Origin of the sequence: Vibrio cidicii (assembly GCF_009665415.1) — a bacterium.
In the GTDB taxonomy this organism is placed as follows: Bacteria; Pseudomonadota; Gammaproteobacteria; order Enterobacterales; family Vibrionaceae; genus Vibrio; species Vibrio cidicii.
This window is the reverse complement of record NZ_CP035922.1, coordinates 968,855-982,822: the sequence shown is the minus strand read 5'-3', so window position 1 is coordinate 982,822 and position 13,968 is coordinate 968,855. Positions and strand designations below refer to the sequence as shown.

At 52.3% G+C, this 13,968-nt stretch carries 10 protein-coding genes; 4 read left to right on the top strand and 6 right to left on the bottom strand.

Annotated elements, in window-relative coordinates; all coding sequences use genetic code 11:
• Positions 1-71: 71 nt before the first annotated feature.
• The 3 genes from EWA64_RS19915 to EWA64_RS19905 form a co-directional block, all read right to left on the bottom strand.
• Entirely contained in the window at positions 72-1,415 is a 1,344-nt protein-coding gene (locus EWA64_RS19915) for a TldD/PmbA family protein (RefSeq protein ID WP_061894496.1), read from the bottom strand.
• Entirely contained in the window at positions 1,415-2,800 is a 1,386-nt protein-coding gene (locus EWA64_RS19910) for a TldD/PmbA family protein (RefSeq protein WP_061894497.1), read from the bottom strand. The genes EWA64_RS19915 and EWA64_RS19910 overlap by 1 nt, the downstream gene beginning before the upstream one ends.
• Positions 2,801-3,082: 282 nt before the next feature.
• Positions 3,083-3,958 (bottom strand): LysR family transcriptional regulator, encoded by an 876-nt coding sequence (locus EWA64_RS19905; RefSeq protein ID WP_061894498.1) that lies wholly within the window; start codon positions 3,956-3,958, stop codon positions 3,083-3,085.
• A gap of 113 nt (positions 3,959-4,071) precedes the next feature.
• Between EWA64_RS19905 and EWA64_RS19900 the strand changes: the two genes are divergently transcribed.
• Entirely contained in the window at positions 4,072-5,607 is a 1,536-nt protein-coding gene (locus tag EWA64_RS19900) for an NADH-quinone oxidoreductase subunit L (RefSeq protein ID WP_061894499.1), read from the top strand.
• On the top strand, positions 5,604-8,054 hold the full coding sequence (locus EWA64_RS19895; protein ID WP_061894500.1) for a YbcC family protein: 2,451 nt from the start codon (positions 5,604-5,606) through the stop codon (positions 8,052-8,054). The genes EWA64_RS19900 and EWA64_RS19895 overlap by 4 nt, the downstream gene beginning before the upstream one ends.
• 81 nt (positions 8,055-8,135) lie before the next feature.
• On the opposite strand, the gene eat is transcribed toward EWA64_RS19895, so the two are convergent.
• Genes eat through EWA64_RS19880 form a run of 3 tightly spaced genes read right to left on the bottom strand, consistent with a single transcriptional unit; the run spans position 8,136 to position 11,785 of the window.
• Positions 8,136-9,527 carry an ethanolamine permease gene (gene eat, locus EWA64_RS19890; protein WP_061894501.1) on the bottom strand — a complete coding sequence of 464 codons (1,392 nt, stop codon included), beginning with the start codon at positions 9,525-9,527 and terminating at the stop codon, positions 8,136-8,138.
• A gap of 15 nt (positions 9,528-9,542) precedes the next feature.
• A complete protein-coding gene (eutC, locus tag EWA64_RS19885; protein WP_061894502.1) occupies positions 9,543-10,385 on the bottom strand; it encodes an ethanolamine ammonia-lyase subunit EutC in 843 nt (280 codons plus the stop codon).
• Entirely contained in the window at positions 10,382-11,785 is a 1,404-nt protein-coding gene (locus EWA64_RS19880; protein WP_061894503.1) for an ethanolamine ammonia-lyase subunit EutB, read from the bottom strand. The genes eutC and EWA64_RS19880 overlap by 4 nt, the downstream gene beginning before the upstream one ends.
• 206 nt (positions 11,786-11,991) lie before the next feature.
• Between EWA64_RS19880 and EWA64_RS19875 the strand changes: the two genes are divergently transcribed.
• Together EWA64_RS19875 and EWA64_RS19870 are read left to right on the top strand one after the other, a co-directional pair.
• Positions 11,992-13,053 (top strand): helix-turn-helix domain-containing protein, encoded by a 1,062-nt coding sequence (locus EWA64_RS19875; protein ID WP_244881463.1) that lies wholly within the window; start codon positions 11,992-11,994, stop codon positions 13,051-13,053.
• Positions 13,054-13,174: 121 nt separating this feature from the next.
• Positions 13,175-13,927, top strand: a complete 753-nt coding sequence (locus tag EWA64_RS19870; protein ID WP_061894504.1) for a substrate-binding periplasmic protein — start codon at positions 13,175-13,177, stop codon at positions 13,925-13,927.
• Positions 13,928-13,968 lie beyond the last annotated feature (41 nt).

Genomic DNA, 13,968 nt, shown 5'->3' with positions numbered 1-13,968 from the left:
TTGGCTAGGCGCACAAGGAAGAGTGGTGTGTGACGGGAAAAAGGAGGGCATTCGCCCTCCAAGCAGTGATTTTATTTCCCGCCAATGCTCAAACGAGCAAAGCGAATCTTCGGCGAGTAGAAGCTGTACGAATCGTTGGCTTCGACCAAGGAACCAACAGCCTCGATCTCTTTCAGCATTTGATAGAAGTTCCCCGCCACAGTAATGCCGCGTACTGGTTGGACTCGTTTGCCATCGCGACACAGAAACCCGCTCGCGCCAAAGGAAAAGTCGCCACTGATAAAATCTGCGCCAGAATGCGCGCCTTGTAAGTCGACCAGTTCTAAGTATTCGCCCGCAGTCACTTCTGCAAAGCTGCTGTTACCCGAGCCAATCACCGTGTGATGAGCCGAAACTTCTAAGCTCTCTTTTGGTCCACGAGAGGCATGGCCTGTATTGGCGACGCCAAAGTAGGCGGCGGTGTAGCTATTGTGCAGCAAAGAATGAAGCTCGCCTGCGCCAACAATGACCAGATCTTGCGCCGCCGTGCCTTCGCTATCAAAACGGTGGATACGAAAACCCCCTTCAACGTAAGCTTGGCTGGAAACCGTTAGCAGAGGGCTGGCAATGGCCGCGCCGATTTTATCGCGCAGTGGGTTGAAGCCTTTCATGGCACTGGAGGCTGAGAAACAGGCAGAAAAGGCACCAAACAGCTCACTTAAGGTGTCAATGGTGAACAGTACGGAGTAGTTGCCCGTTTTAACCGGCGCACCATCGAGCAGATCACGCGCCTGCTCATAGCCTGCATCAATGCAATACTCAGGATCGAGATCGATGTAACGTCGGCCTAAGCTCATAGCGCCAGCCATCGACTGTTTGCCGTCTTTTTCAAACAGGGTATAGGCGTAAGCGGAATGGTAACGTTCCGTTTGCTGACATAAACTGCTTTGAGTATTGGCAATCAATAATTGGCTGGTTACATCACTGTAGCCGTTATAGGGTGAGCTGCTGGCATGCGGGCGGCTCACCACGCCTTGTTCCAATCTCAGACTTAGGGCAATTTTGTCATCGACAGTGGCATCACAAGCTTGATTGAGTTCTGGGTAGTCGGCAGTCAGTTGGCTATCGATGACAGTGATCTTTTGCTTAGGGTCAACTTTCGCGTACTTAGCGCTTTCTAACGCGTTGTTAAGCATGAGATCTAAGCTCTCTGTTGCCAGCGATTCAGAGTAGCTGGTGGCGACGCGATCGTCTTTCACAACGCGAACACCAATCACTTGAGAAGTGCTGACTTTGTACTCATCCAATTGGCCTTTGCTGGCTTTGAGTGAGAAGTTATCACTGGTTTGCGCCACAATGTCGGCTTGCGCACCCTTTGCTTTGGCTTGAGTGAGCAGATGATCAATTGCCGTGAGCAGGTGTTGTTTTTGGTCCATTAGTTGCCCCCTCCAACCAGAATATTGTCTACTTTTAATGACGGTTGCCCCACGGTCGTTGGCACAGAGCCGCTGACAGAGCCGCACATCCCCGGTGCCAGCGCCATATCTTTGCCAACCATACTGATCTCTTTCAGCACTTTTGGCCCGGTGCTGATCAGCGTTGCGGTTTTCAGTGGCTTAGTGATCTTGCCGTTTTCAATCAGGTAGGCTTCACGAACGGCAAAGTTAAATTCGCCCGTGCCAGGCTGAACGGAGCCGCCGCCCATTTTTTTTGCGTAGATGCCTTTTTCGATGCTGGAAATCATCTCCTCGAGCGAGCTGTTACCTGCTTCAATGAAGGTATTTCGCATGCGAGAGGTTGGTGCGAACTTGTAATTTTGTCGACGTCCTGAACCGGTGCGCGCGTAACCCGTTTTCATTCCGCCCATCTTATCGACCATAAAACTGGTCAGTTTGCCATCTTTGATCAATTGAGTACGCTGTGTTTCCATACCCTCGTCGTCGATGTGAATAGAGCCCCATTCGTTTGTCATGGTGCCATCGTCCACCGCGTTCACCACCGGATGCGCGATCATCTCGCCCATTTTGTCGTGAAATACCGAGGCTTTTTTTGCCACGGAAGTGGTCTCAAGCAAGTGACCACACGCTTCGTGGAAAATAACGCCACCAAAACCGTTGCCAATGACCACAGGCATCTCACCGGAAGGGCAGGCATCGGCGTTGAGTTTCACCAGCGCTTGGGCGGCGATGTCGCAACCGAGCGCTTTGGCGTCCAACTGCTGACTGTATTCCCAGCCTGCCAGCGCACCGGGGCCGTCCATCCCTGTACTTTGCTCACTGCCATCTTGAGCAACCGCATTACCTGCAACGCGAATATAGTGGCGAGTGTCGGCAATGTGCAGCCCTTCAGAGTTGAAGATTTCAACCTGCTGTTCTCGTTGCAATACGCTACCGATAAATTGAACGATTTTTTCGCTCTGGGCACGCGCAGCGAGGTCCACTTGATGCAAAAAGGCGATTTTGGACTCTAAGTGCGGATCGCGCTTGAGCGGCAGAATGCAGCCGTGCTGCGTGGGATAGCGAGTGAGGTTCAGTGTACCAGCGTGGGCGATTTGCTCACGTTTATCTTTGGCTGCGAGCAAGCTGGTCACGCGTTTTAGCTCTGTTTCATCTGTGCTATTGGTGTAGCCGTAAAGCACTTTGTGGCCAAAGAATAGGCGGATCCCGATACCAAAATCGATACCTGAGTTGATTTTGTCTACTTCTTTGGATGTTAGGGAAACAGAACTGGTTTGATGATGTTCTACAAACAGCTCAGCGAAGTCGGCTCCAAGAAATAGAGCATGATCAATGACCGCTTTGGCGGTGACAGCGTTAAGCATGAAATCTCCTTGAGAAATTGTCCTAGGCTTCTTCAAAAACAGCGTGCAAGCCCGTTTGAAGTTAGGCGTTATGTTAACATTTTATTAAAGATTTTTTGTTCTAAAGCTGGAGGAGTAGTGCTTGAAAATGAGTGATCTTACGCGGTATTGCAGCGAAAAGTAAGGGATATCATCGGTTTTTAGTGAAAGCTAATAAACCTAGCCTTAGGGTAAGATTGGTAAGTAACCTAAAATTCCTTGCTGCTTGGGACAGAGTGATGTGCTCAAAAAAGCCACCGCTCGTCATAAAAGGTTAAAAAGTGTTTTTAAGATGGGGAGTTCAACATGCCTTTTCGCGGTAATCGCGTAAAAGCTTTCCGTGACGGTTTCTAACGTTGCGTAGTTTTTCAAAAGACCTGCTTGAATTTCATCTTGGACTACGACTTCCGGGATCACGGCGACGGCTCCTGAGTCCCGCGCCAGAAGTCGCAGCATGGCCATGTCATCAACCTCGGCATAAGGGCTGACAGTGAGTGCGTGTTGTTCGCAATAGAGATCAAATTGAGTGCGGATCTCGCTCTCTGGGCCGGGCAAGATCACTTTGGTTTTGCCCAAATCTTGTGGGAAACTCAGGGCGTTCAACGCGCTGGTATTGGGGCCGACAAGGCAGACACCTTGCTGGGCGATTCGTTTGCAGCGCCAAGGGATAGTGGAGTCGGAGGGAACCGGTCGATTAGACAGAACCAAATCCAATTTATGCACACGAAGCTGCTCCAGCAAATCGTCGAAATTTGACGACTTGAGCGCCAGCGTCACGTTATTTTGCCCAATCACCGGGCGCAGAAAGTTTTCCTGAAAGTTACGAGACAGCGTCGCGACGGCGCCAACACGCAGTTGCTGGACTCGGTGCTGCTCACCACTTTCCATCACGGAAAGCAGCTCACTGCCTAAGTTAAAAATACTCTCGGCATACTCAAGCACCAAGTGGCCCACATCGGTGAGCAGCAGTGCACGTCCTTGGCGATGAAACAGATCGTGCCCCAGTTGGCCTTCTAATTGTTTGATCTGAGAAGACAAGGCGGATTGGGAAACATTGAGCTTTTGTGCCGCGCGGGTTAAATGCCCCTCTTTGGCGACTGTCCAGAAGTAATGCAGATGATGAAAATTCAGTGTTCGCATTTTTATCGTTCACAATTAAAGAATGGTTTGTGCATATCTATCTATTTTACATCTCAATTCGCTCGCTGCAACATACCACTCCTAAGCGTTTATTTTTTCCAGTAGGAGTGTTTATGCTGTTCACATTGGGCGGTTCACTGTTTACCGCCGTTTACGGGAGTGGCTTTTTGCTCAGCATGATGAGCAAAAAGCATCATTGGCTGATTGCACGCATCACCACCTTAGTCGCGCTACTTGTGGCATTTTGTCTACCCATTTTAGTCGTGTCGAAGGTCAATGTGACGCTGCCTCTGCTCAATCTGCTCATGGTAATCTTGGTCGCCCTGCTTGGTTGGGTGATTGTTGGTTACGCTTCACGCTACCTTGATGGCGACAAAGGGCAGCCGCGGTTTGTTCGGGCCATGCTGTTTACCCTGTTTGCGGTTGCCGTGTTAGTGACGAGTGACAACATGCTACTGATGGCAGGCGCGTGGAGCGCGACCAGTTTCGGTTTGCACTTTTTGCTCACGCACTATCGCGATCGCAAAGCGGCCAAAATCGTCGCGCACAAAAAGTTTATCGTTAGCCGACTGGCTGATCTCTGTCTGCTTGGCGCGCTTGGCTTGCTTTACCATGCTTTGGGCACATTCTCTCTTTCCGCCATCAGCCAACAACTGGCGCAGTGGCAACATCTTCCTTTCTCATTGAACTTGGCCGCACTGCTGTTTGCTTTGGCCGCGATTTTAAAAACCGCTCAATTGCCGCTGCATGGCTGGTTAATTCAGGTGATGGAAGCGCCGACGCCGGTCTCTGCACTGTTGCATGCCGGGGTGGTCAATATGGGCGGATTTGTCTTGATATCGCTGGCGGCGTTAATCAGTTTGGCCCCTGCCGCGCAGACCCTGCTGGTGGTGGTCGGCAGTTTGACGGCGCTGTTAGCTGGGTGGGTGATGATGACGCGCATCAGCATTAAAGTTCGCCTCGCATGGTCAACTTGCGCGCAAATGGGCTTTATGCTGATGGAAATTGGCCTTGGATTGTACGAGTTAGCATTGCTGCATTTGCTCGCTCACTCGCTGTATAAAGCCTACAGCTTCCTCTCTGCGGGCGACGCGGTCGAGCAAACTGTACGTCAAAATTATCAGCCGCAGGCACAGACCATAAAAGGGATGTTGAGTGCAGTGCTGTTTTCCGCCGCCCTGGTTACTGGCACCTTGTTTATTTGGCAGCTGTGGTGGCCAAGCGTTTCCCTGCCTGTGGCGGTGAGCGTGATTCTCATCGTTGGCCTTTCGCCACTGTTTTGGCGTCGCGCACTGGCATCGCTGCCTGCCATCGCATTGGGCGCGTTGCAAAGCAGTTTCGTCTTGCACCTTTATCTGCTTTGGCACAGCGCCTTTGCCCACATCGCCCCTAGCCACGCTCAAACCCAGCCGATGCTGTTAGCCTTTGTCTGCGCCATATTCTGCTTGTTCTACGCAGGTCAGGTGGCAATACGCCATTACGCACATCATGCGCTGGTCAAACGCCTCTATCCGTGGGCTTACAACGGATTTTATTTGGATGAACTTTTCACTCGCTTCACCTTTAAAGTCTGGCCCGTCACCTTCAGCCATGAACAGGCACAAACGCAGGTGAAAGGTCAAAAAACAACGTATGGAGAACTGATATGACCGCCCAGCTTCGTGATGAACATGACTTTACCGCGCTGCTGCACTCGGCGATTTCGTCCGCTTGCAACAGTATCGCGCCAAACTGGCCATTGGATCGAATGATTGCGGTCAACCCTTATTGGTCATGGGTTGACAAGCCCTTCAACCAAGTAGCTCACCACCTTGCGAAACTGGCTGGCTCGCCGTTGGCAATGCCGCTGGCCTACTATCGTCAACTTTGGGAGAGCGGTGCGATTAGCGCGCAAGATCTGACCCACGCGTTGGCATTGCCCTGTTTTGCCCAAGAATGGAATAGGGAGCGCGCGCTAGCGGCCTTCAACGGCAACGATGAATTTTCTTCGCCAGCTCCTTTGCTGTGCGATACCTTAGATGGCCAGCGAAACTTGCTTAAAGAGCCGGCGTGGTGTGACACCGTCACCCATCAGATCGCGCAGTTTTGCGCTGCCTATTTCGACCAAGATCAAGCCGACTGGCATCCTCACAGCGACATTGGCCTTTATCAAAGTTGGCGCGAGACGCTGCGCCATGATCACAGTGTCGCGCTATTGATGAAAGCGCCGCACATTCCGGCGCTCGCCAATCAGATGGCGCAAGACGCACAAGAACAAATTCGCCAAGCGTTAACCCAATTGAATATTGCGCCCGAGCAGTGGCGCGATTATCTGCAGGCGGTGATCTATCGTGTCAGCGGTTGGGGAGCGTGGTGCGCTTATCTCAAATGGCAGGCTAACTTGTCGCAGCAAGAGGACAACACACTGGTTGATTTACTGGCGATCCGCTTGAGTTGGGAGTGCTTGGTGGACGACAGAGCGCGCCATTCTGGCTCGGTATGGCAGCGCTGGCAGCAGCAATGGCAGCAACACTTTCAGCAGTATGATCCGCACAAGAGCGAGGCGCGGCTGATTTGGCAGCGCGCCCATGAGCTGAGCTATCAGCGTCAGTTGTGCCAACAGTTAGCGCATCCTGTGACAAAAGCGTCATCGCAGCCCAGCGTACAAGCGGCATTTTGTATCGATGTGCGCTCGGAGGTGATTCGTCGGCACCTTGAAGCGCAGTCGGATCAGATTGCCACCTTGGGTTTTGCTGGCTTTTTTGGCCTCCCCATCAGCTACGTTCCGCTTGGCACGCAAATCAAACGTCCGCAATTGCCGGGCCTGTTAGCACCGAGTGTTGCCGTGTGTGACAGCTCAGGCTGTGCGGAGCAAGACGCCAAGATCGCCAAGCAACGAGAACAAGCGCTAGAGCGGGAGACGGGCTGGTCGATGTTTCATCGTATGCCTGCCTCGACCTTTACACTGGTGGAAGCGTTAGGTTTGGGGTATGTGGGCAAACTGGTCAAACGGGCGCTGCCTTTGACGGCGAAGCGCAAAAACGCGGCTATGCCGGGGCTATCCTTTGCCAACACAAAACAACTGCGTCCGACGTTGCTTGCCGATACACAGCAGCAAGTGACACTGGCAGAAAATGCCTTGAAAGGGATGGGCTTGACTGAGTACTTAGCGCCGATCGTGCTGTTAGTTGGGCATGGCAGTGAAACCGCCAATAACCCGCAGCGCGCTGGCTTGGATTGCGGTGCCTGCTGCGGCCAAACGGGTGAAGTCAACGCCCGCGCGTTGGCGCAGATGCTCAATCAACAAGCGGTGCGTGAAGGCTTGAGTCAGCGGGGTGTGGTGATACCAGACAGCACACATTTTGTCGCGGCGTTGCACAATACCACCACAGAGGCGCTGCGCTTGTTTGATATCGATAGCCTAGACGAGCCGACGAGAAAACAGCTGAGCGACTTGCAAGCGACGCTGGATGCTGCCTCAAGCAGTGCAAGGGCAGAGCGTGCGCCACAAATCGGGCTTGAAGCGGATGTCAATCAGCCCAGCAAGGTAGCCAAAGAGATGGACCGTCGCAGCGTTGATTGGGCGCAAACCCGCCCGGAATGGGGTCTGGCGAATAACGCAGCGTTTATCATCGCGCCCAGAGAACGCACGCGCGGCATCCCATTGCATGGCCGCACGTTTTTGCACGAGTATTGCAGTGAAGCCGACCCCGATGCCACTTTGCTGGCGCAAATCATGACTGCGCCTATGGTGGTGACCAACTGGATCAATATGCAATATTACGCCTCCACGGTTGACCCGCGTCGTTACGGCTCGGGCAACAAAACGCTGCACAATGTGGTGGGTGGCCGTTTGGGTGTGTTTGAAGGTAATGGTGGTGATTTGCGCATCGGTCTCTCTATTCAGTCGCTGCATGATGGTTCGCGGTGGCGACATGAGCCGTTGAGATTGACGGTGGTGATCGATGCGTCGGAAAAAGCGATTGAATCGGTCATCAGGCAACATGCGATTGTCAGACAACTGGTGGAAAACCAGTGGCTCTATCTGGCGCGTTTTGAGCAAGAAGGTTTGGCCTTTTTCGAGCAGGGAAGATGGCAGCGGCGCAGTCTTAACTAGACTACGCCTCGACGATTCTCACTCTCATCGCGAGAGTGAGAATCGCGCTCTCTTTTCGCTCTGGCTTGAGGAAAAACTCAGTTAGGCCGCTTCAAGCTCGCCTTGTGCCTTGTCAAGCAGGGCAAACTCCTCTTCGGCCGTTTTGGCAATCAGGTTGTTCTGACCAATGAGCAAGTAATAGAGCATACCGATAGCGAACAGGGCCAGCGTAAAGAGGAAGGCGCGTACGTCATAGGCGTAGACACCTGTTAGTGCGACAATCGACAGGACGAAGGCTACAGTAGACGTGACGATGCCACCGGGGGTTTTGTATGGACGTGGCATCTCTGGGTACTTAACACGCAGCAGGATGTGGCTGGCCGACATCATCGCATACGAGATCGTTGCCCCAACCACGGCCATAGCGAGGATCAAATCTCCCTCACCCGTGAGCGAAATGATAAAACCGAGAATCGCCGGATAGATCAGCGCGCGAACCGGTGCTTTGCGCTTACTGGTGAGTGAGAGATTTTTCGGCAAATACCCGGCACGGGATAGAGCAAATACCAAGCGGCTATAGCCATAGATGATCGAGAAAAACGAGGCCACTAACCCTGCCAGACCAAGAATGTTCACAAACGTTGCCAACTGCGTGTGGCCTGAAATATTTAGTGCGTCCACCAAAGGAACGGCGCTCTCGCCAATCACTTTGGCACCGACCGCACCGCTGAGTAATACCACAACCAAAACCGCGGTAAACAGCAGAAATAGCATTGCAGCAATAATCCCTTTTGGTACATCCTTTTGCGGATCTTTGGCTTCTTCCGCGGCGAGTGGTACGCCTTCGACAGCAAGAAACAACCACATCGCAAAGGGCAAGGCAGCCCACACGCCGTAGAGCCCCATAGGCATCATTAAATCGCCGCCTTGGGTGGGTTCAATATCAAACAGGTTGGCGCTGTTAAATTCGGGCACCAGCGCAATGCCAGTGGCTAAAATCGCCAACACCGCTAGACCGCTGATCACCATCATCACTTTCAGTGCTTCGCCAACGCCAAAAATGTGTATGCCGACAAAAGCCAGATAGAAAAGCGCATAAACCAGCGGGCCATCAAGGCCAATCAACTCGTTGACCGCTGAGCCAATAAAAATGACGATGGCGGCCGGAGCCAAAGAGTACTCGATGAGCACCGCAAGGCCTGTTAAAAAGCCGCCCATCGGCCCCATGGCTTGACGTGCAAAACTGTAACCGCCGCCAGCGGCTGGGATTGCAGCAGACATTTCTGCCAACGACAGCACCAAGGCCAGATACATAATGCCCATCAGCACTGCGGCGATAACAAAACCGCCCCAGCCAGCCTGAGCGATACCAAAATTCCAACCGGCGAAATCACCGGAGATGACGTACGAAATGCCCAAGCCAGCCAGCAAGATCCAACCTGCGGCACCTCGCTTAAGCTGGCGTTGTGCCAGATAGTCGTTTGATGTGGTCATATGAATTTCCTTATTTTATGACGTTGAAGTTAAAGAGAAAAATTGAGTTTGTTTGTGTTCGAGAATCGTATCGTCAGAGCGATCTTTCAGTCCGACGCCAGTGAGTTTGAGCCGACGTGACTCCGCCAGCAGATAGAAGCATTTCATCGCGGCCGCTTCATAAGGCAGCCCTTGTGGGCGCACGTTGGAAATACAGTTGCGCAGTGAATCTTCGGTGCCGCGCTGTGGGTGCCAGGTCAGATACAGCCCCAAGCTATCGGGGGAACTTAATCCCGGGCGTTCGCCCACCAGTACCAGCACCTCGCGTGCGTTGATCGCTTCACCCACGTCATCACCGACCGCAACTCGGCCTTGATGCACGACGCTCAATGGCGCGATACGCCAGTCATGTCGTTGGTCGGCATGGAGCTGCGTGATTAAGGCGTCGATAAAGGGAGCCGCGTGATGACTGATTGCGTAAGACGACAAACCATCGGCAATGACAATCGCCAGATCGTACGGGCTTGGCGTGCTATCGCTGTGCTGCTTCAAACGTGCAATCGAGGCATCATCGAGCTTGCGGCCCAAATCGGGCCGTTGCAGATACGTGAGGCGATCACTGGCTTGGCTATGTAGCGAAAACGCAGGAAGATAGGGCACAATGGCCGGTTTTTGCGCCAAGGCGTCAACCAGCTCCGCTTCGTCGAGCGGCACATGCACCGCATCCATCGCTTGAGCGTGCGAGAGCTGAAAACGTAATAGCTCTTGCGTCGGAATACTGGTACCCACACGGCCAATACCGATGCGCGCCTGGGTAAACTGGCGCAGCTTGTGCCATGGATCCTCATGGATTAACGAGGATGTCGGCGTAGTACTCATACGGCCTCCTGAATCAATCGTAAGGGATGGCTAAAGTGCGGCGATAAATCGTCGGCGAGTTGCTTGCGTTCATCCTGATCGAAGATTTCCATTTTCTTCAGCCAGCTTTCAAATTCTGGAGCAGGGCGGGAACCCAACACTTGGCGGGCGTAGAGCGCGTCATGAAACGAGGTGGTCTGGTAGTTGAGCATGATGTCATCGGAGCCCGGAATGCCCATGATGAATGAGCACTCGGCGACGCCGAGCAGCGTCAGCAGATTGTCCATGTCGTTTTGGTCGGCGTAAGCGTGGTTGGTGTAGCAGATGTCACACCCCATCGGCAGGCCAAGCAGCTTGCCGCAGAAGTGATCTTCCAGCCCGGCACGGGTTATCTGCTTGCCGTCAAACAGATATTCCGGGCCGATGAAGCCGACCACGGTGTTGACCAGTAATGGTTTGAACTTGCGCGCCAGTGCATAGGCGCGCACTTCGCAGGTCTGTTGGTCGACGTTGTGATGGCCGTTGGCCGACAGCGCGCTGCCTTGGCCCGTTTCAAAATACATAACGTTGTTGCCGACCGTGCCGCGATTGAGGCTCTGAGCGGCATCATAGGCTTCGGCAATCACATTCAGGTTGATACCAAACCCTTGATTAGTGGCTTCGGTTCCGCCGATGGATTGAAACACCAAATCGACCGGCGCGCCTTTCTCGATCGCTTCGACGGTGTTCGTCACATGGGTCAGGACGCACGATTGAGTCGGGATGTCATAATACTGAATTACTTCATCCATCAACTTCATCAGTTTAATCGCCTGGCTTACGCTGTCGGTGGCGGGGTTGATGCCAATCACGGCATCGCCGTTGCCGTACATCAGGCCATCAAAAATCGATGCCGCAATGCCGCTCATATCGTCGGTTGGGTGATTGGGTTGCAAACGGGTCGATAAACGACCGGGCAGACCGATGGTGTTACGAAATGCGCTGGTCACCTGACACTTCTTCGCCACCAGAATCAAATCCTGATTGCGCATGATTTTGCTGACTGCCGCGGCCATCTCGGGCGTGATGCCTGAGCAAACCCGCGCCAATTCAATATGGGTGGTGGTTTCTTGCAGCAGCCAGTTACGAAAATCGCCAACCGTGAGATGCGCGATTTCCAAGAATGCGCGGGCATCATGATCATCGATGATCAGACGGGTAATTTCGTCGTTTTCGTAGGGAATCAAGGTTTCATTAAGGAAGGTTTTAAGGGGCAGGTCCGCCAGTACCATTTGCGCGATCACGCGCTCCTCTGCCGATGTGGCGGCCACCCCCGCCAATTGGTCGCCGGAGCGCAGCGGCGACGCCTTCGCCATCACTTCTTTCAAAGAAGCAAACTGGTAGGTCTGACTGCCTAATTGATATCGGTAGCGTGAACTCATTGTGCCTCTCTACATCGTTACAGTTTGGTTATGTGGGTTTGCTCAGGGCTGGTCGGCCTGAACATTGCAATTTGCCTTGGCATATCACTGCAAGAATGACTGCGAAAATTGTTCCGCGAGCATGACGGAAATAGGCAAAGTTAAATAAGCTAATAAAACAGTAAGATAAATGGAATGGCGCTTAATGCTGGTGCAAGAGGGTGAAAATGAATTTGGTTCAATTGCTTCATGAAGGGAATTCATGCGCACCAACGAGGTGCAAACAGTACAGTTTTGATGTCAACCAGCAGGCACAAAGCCTAAGTGCTTGGGAGCAAAAGTATAATCAACACAGTGCCGGGCAGTTCAACGGTTATCTGGACGAAATAAAGTTGCCCGGTTTGCATTTGTTTGAGGAGTACACCAGTCACGCTGTCCATCAGGAGTGTTGTGTCAACCCCAATGCCGTTTGGATTGGTTTTTCAATGGATAGCGAGCGGCCCAAAGTAAATGGTCTGCAAGCGCAGACGCATCAATTGATGATTCGTCCGGCGCAAGAATCATTTGAATTGGCCACGCCGCAGGATTTTCATATTTTTGGCATTGTGATCGACCGAGAGCTGCTGTTGAACAGAACGCAATTTGGTAGTCAGGGACAATGGGAAAATGCCCAGTGGGAAACGGCGGTATTGGTTGAAAACAGAGTGCCGCAACACGCTTGCTGGTCGCTAGTGAATTTGATTCGAGATGTGTTGAGTCCGCAGTCGATACTCGGACAGAAGCTGCTTGAAGAGGGGGATGCACAAGCGCATCTGCACGCCATGTTGCGTACAGCGGTGATGGATCGTCTTAGCGCGTTTCAAGTGTCGCCTGAACGTGAACCGCGCAGCTACCATACTCGGCGTCAGGCGTTGCGGCGTCTGTATAAGTACATCGACCAGAATGGTGATTATCCGTTGAGTATTAGCGATATGTGCGCCATCGCCTGTGTCAGCCAGCGCACCTTGCACAACTGTTTTGAGCAAGAGCTTGGCGTGAGCCCAGCGACGTTTTTGCGTGAGTGCCGTTTGAATGCGGTGCGACGGGTATTATTGGATCAATCGCAGCAGCGGGCGATCTGCGATATTGCACTTGGCTTTGGCTTTTATCATCTCGGCACGTTTAATCATTATTACAAGCGGCTGTTTGGTGAAACGCCCAGTCAGACGCGAACCCGTGCATCTCAGTATCAAAAAAGTGCGGTGGTGAAACGGTTTGCGGTGGTTCAGCCTCGCCTTGATAATAAGTGAAAATTTTATCAATTAAGCGCTAGTGAAGAGCGCAACTTTAGATATTGCCGATATACTTTGTTAAACGAAGTGTTGTTGAGTTTATTTCGAGTACGCTTGACGAGTGAAATCAGGGTCTTTTATGTTTCGTCGCCTCTTTGTTGTTTTGCTGTTGTTTGTTAGCCCCCTTGTTAATGCTCAGGCGCAAAATGAGCTGAAAATCGTTTATTTCGATGCTTTTCCTCCCTATTCCTACGTCAATAACAAAGGGCAGATGGAGGGTATTCTGGTTGATATTGCACGAGAAGTGCTTGAACATCGTATGGGGCTGGAAGTGTCTCACCAAGGCTTACCATGGGCGAGAGCGCAGAGCATGGTGAAAAACGGTCAAGCCGACGCATTCATTTCGGTTGCGACCAGCGAAAGGCTGAAGTATGTGGATGCCGCGCTTGAGCCAGTAGTGGTTGGCCCGATCACACTATTTACTAAAAACGATCCTGCCAGCGTCAATAAGCTTGTCAACGTGCAGACGGTGGATGATCTCAAACCATTGAACATCTTGGATTACTCTGGCAATGGTTGGGGTAACGCCCATTTTCCTGAAGCTGAGTTCCAGCGGATCTTGCTGTTTGATTTAGCTGATGCGTTTAACATGCTCGCAAAAGGACGAGGAGATGTGATAGCGACCGATAAAATCGTCGCGAACTATGTGTTAAAAGAGCTCGCCGTGAGTCAGTCGGTGACAGAAGTGCCTACCGTTTTGGATGTGGTGGCATTCTCTTTGTGTATCGGTAAGCAGTCGCCTTATCTTAGTGTACTTGAAGCCTTTAGCGCAGAGATGGAGAAGTTTCGGGCTGAAGGCGGGGATAAACGTATTGTGCAAAAATACCAATGAACGGCTGGACTAGGAAAGAAAAAAGCCAGCCGTGGTGCGGC